This window comes from Endozoicomonas sp. SESOKO1, assembly GCF_024606265.1.
Lineage (GTDB): Bacteria > Pseudomonadota > Gammaproteobacteria > Pseudomonadales > Endozoicomonadaceae > Endozoicomonas.
In genome coordinates, this window is sequence record NZ_JAHHPP010000191.1 from 1 (window position 1) to 3,766 (window position 3,766).

Genomic DNA, 3,766 nt, shown 5'->3' on the forward strand with positions numbered 1-3,766 from the left:
CAGCGACCCCCACCATGTCAAGGTGGTGCTCTACCAACTGAGCTAACCGACTGAAGTGTTGCGTATATTATCAATACAGCTAAAAAATGCAACACTCCAATCGGCTTAATTCTAACAGGGTTATACCTATACTCAGTGTTTTAAAACCTGCTCCCGAAGCGAGGCAATTTCATCCCGGACAGCAGCCGCCTGTTCAAACTCAAGGTTCCGGGAGTGCTCCATCATTTTTGCCTCCAGCTTCTTGATGGTCGCAGCCATGACTTCCGGAGTCATGGGAACCTGATACTCGGTTCTCGGTTCAGCCACGGCTCTCTGGGCCTTACTGCCTTTCTTCCGTCCGGGCACAACAGCACCTTCAAGAATATCAGCCACCGATTTGAACACACCTTTTGGCGTAATATTATGTTTCCTGTTGTAGGCAATCTGCTTTTTGCGACGCCGCTCGGTCTCGCTGATGGCCCGTTCCATGGAACCGGTAATCCGGTCACCATAGAGAATCGCCCGGCCATTAATGTTACGGGCAGCGCGGCCAATGGTCTGAATCAATGAACGGTCAGAACGGAGAAAACCTTCCTTATCCGCGTCCAGAATAGTGACCAGAGAGACCTCTGGCATATCAAGGCCTTCCCGCAGCAAGTTGATACCCACCAGCACATCAAAGGCACCAATTCGCAAGTCACGGATAATCTCTACCCGTTCTACCGTATCAATATCAGAGTGCAGATAGCGTACCCTGACGCCCTGTTCATGCAAAAATTCAGTTAAGTCCTCTGCCATACGCTTGGTGAGCACAGTAACCAGCACCCGTTCCTCTTTGGCAACGGTTTTATTAATTTCCATCAACAGATCATCCACCTGAGTGGTTGCCGGGCGGACCTCAATTGCCGGATCCACCAGACCGGTGGGCCTGACCACCTGATCAACCACCTGCCCCTGGTTCTCTTCCTCATACTTACCCGGTGTGGCAGAGACAAAAATAGTCTGCGGTCGTCGTTCTTCCCACTCTTCAAACTTCATGGGCCGGTTATCCAGGGCCGACGGCAAACGGAAACCATATTCCACCAGTGTCTCTTTTCGGGAGCGATCCCCTTTATACATGGCACCGATCTGGGGCACAGTCACATGGGACTCGTCAATCACCAGCAATGCATTATCCGGAATATAATCAAACAGCGTTGGCGGCGCCTCGCCGGGTTTATTACCAGACAGGTAGCGGGAATAGTTCTCGATACCGGTGCAATAACCCAGTTCGATCATCATTTCCAGGTCAAACTGCGTGCGCTGCTCAAGTCGCTGAGCTTCCACCAGCTTATTGTTATCGCGCAAAATGTTGAGCCGATCCACCAGTTCTACCTTAATGGCTTCCACTGCATCCAGGATGGTCTGTCTGGGGGTAACGTAGTGAGTTTTTGGATAAATAGTTGCCCTGGGGAGTTTTCTCAGAACCTCTCCCGTCAGCGGATCAAACTCACTGATGGCTTCCAGTTCATCGTCAAAAAGCTCCAGGCGGACAGCCTCTTTTTCCGATTCAGCGGGAAATATATCAATAACATCACCACGCACACGGTAAGTGGCCCGCCGAAAATCGGCATCGTTACGCGTGTACTGTAATTCTGCCAGACGGCGCAGAATCGTTCGTTGGTCTACCCTGTCACCACGATCCAGATGCATCATCATTTTAAGATAAGACTGCGGATCACCCAGGCCGTAGATGGCCGAGACCGTTGCCACAATAATGGCATCCGGTCGCTCCATCAGGGCCTTGGTGGCAGAGAGACGCATTTGTTCAATATGTTCATTCACCGATGCATCTTTTTCGATATAGGTATCTGAGGTGGGTACGTAAGCTTCCGGCTGATAATAGTCATAGTAGGAGACAAAATACTCCACGGCATTGTCTGGAAAGAACTCCCTGAACTCACCGTAGAGTTGTGCGGCCAGTGTCTTGTTATGGGCCATGATGATCGTTGGTCGCTGTATTTTCTCGATGACATTGGCAACTGTGAATGTCTTGCCGGAGCCTGTTACCCCCAACAATGTCTGACAGGCAAGGCCAGCATCAATACCCTTGACCAGCTGCTCGATAGCCATCGGTTGATCACCAGCGGGACCGAAACGGGAAGAAACTTTAAAGGATCGACTCATGCTATCCTTCCATCTGGAGCAGAAAAAATTTTGCCGAGGGTAACCGACAAACGGATATCAACAGTACATCGTATTGTGTATGATGCCTTCTGTTGTTCGCATGACGGATACTCGCTAATCATCACCGTTATACTACAGGTTTTGGTAGATAGTTTCCGCCTTGGAGAGTCTGACCAAATCAGCAGAGATGCTTCCACAGGCTCTTTGGTGATGCCACCCAGCGAATTTCTCCGGCCCAAATCGGAAGGCAAACCGCATTATAATTCTCAGAGTTACAACCATAAATGAGGAAAACTGTGACTGGTCATCCATCCCAACGCGTACAAATGGTCAAGCCATCCCCAACTCTGGCAGTTACCGCCAGGGCTGCCGAACTGAGAGCTGCAGGACATGACATTATTGGTCTTGGCGCCGGAGAGCCCGATTTCGATACTCCGGAGCACATTAAGGCCGCGGCGGTCAAAGCCATCGCTGAAGGGAAAACAAAATACACTGCCGTGGATGGAACCACCGAGCTGAAACAGGCCGTTATTGATAAATTCAAGCGGGATAATGGACTCGACTACGGGCAAAGCCAAATTCTGGTTTCCTGCGGAGGAAAACAGAGCTTCTTTAATCTGGCCCTGGCGCTATTGAACAAGGGCGATGAAGTAATTATTCCAGCCCCCTACTGGGTATCTTACCCGGACATGGTCGTCATTGCTGAAGGCGTACCGGTTATCGTGGAAGCCGGTCTGGAAAACCGCTTCAAAATCACACCTGATCAGCTTGAAGCAGCAATCACCGACAAAACCAGGCTGGTCGTGCTCAACAGCCCCTCAAACCCGACCGGAACCGCCTATAACCGTAAAGAACTCGAAGCCCTGGCTGAAGTACTGAAAAAGTACCCGGACGTAATGATCGCAACCGATGATATGTATGAACATATCCTCTGGACTGAAGAGCCTTTCTGCAACATCCTGATGGTCTGCCCTGAACTCTATGACCGTACGATTGTTCTGAACGGCGTATCCAAGGCCTACTCCATGACCGGCTGGCGGATTGGCTATGCTGGCGGGCCTGAGTGGCTGATCAAGAACATGAAGAAGATCCAGTCCCAGAGCACGTCCAACCCCTGCTCTATCGCCCAGGCAGCAGCAGTTGCGGCGCTGAATGGACCGCAGGATTGCGTGAAAGAGATGCTCAAGGTGTTTAAAAAACGCCATGACTACGTTGTCGGCCGACTGAATCAGCTGCCAGGCGTCAGCGCTATCGAGGGTGATGGCACTTTCTACGCTTTTGCCGATTTCAGTGAAGCCATGAAGAAGCTGGGCTTTGAAAAAGATACAGACCTTGCTGCTCTCTTCCTGGAAAAAGGCGTTGCCCTGGTTCCCGGCTCTGCCTTTGGTTCTGATGGCTGCATGAGGCTCTCATTTGCCACCGGCGATGAAGCATTAGAGAAGGCCCTGGACAGGCTTCAGGCAGCGCTGGCCTGATAAACGGTAGGTACTGAGTACCAGCTTCTGGTACTCAGCAACTTGACAGACTCATTAAGAAAGGTATCATTTACCTTACCTTTTGATCCCCGATAGCTCAGTTGGTAGAGCAAATGACTGTTAATCATTGGGTCGCTGGTTCGAGT

At 50.8% G+C, this 3,766-nt stretch carries 2 protein-coding genes; one reads left to right on the forward strand and one right to left on the reverse strand.

Annotation, left to right across the window (positions count from 1 at the left end):
- Nucleotides 1-132: 132 nt before the first annotated feature.
- Nucleotides 133-2,145, reverse strand: a complete 2,013-nt coding sequence (uvrB, locus tag KDK13_RS09235) for an excinuclease ABC subunit UvrB (protein ID WP_257284690.1) — start codon at nucleotides 2,143-2,145, stop codon at nucleotides 133-135.
- 326 nt (nucleotides 2,146-2,471) lie between these two features.
- Between uvrB and KDK13_RS09240 the strand changes: the two genes are divergently transcribed.
- The gene (locus KDK13_RS09240; RefSeq protein ID WP_257284691.1) at nucleotides 2,472-3,620 is read left to right on the forward strand and encodes a pyridoxal phosphate-dependent aminotransferase; all 1,149 of its coding nucleotides are present in this window, start codon (nucleotides 2,472-2,474) and stop codon (nucleotides 3,618-3,620) included.
- Nucleotides 3,621-3,766: the final 146 nt, after the last annotated feature.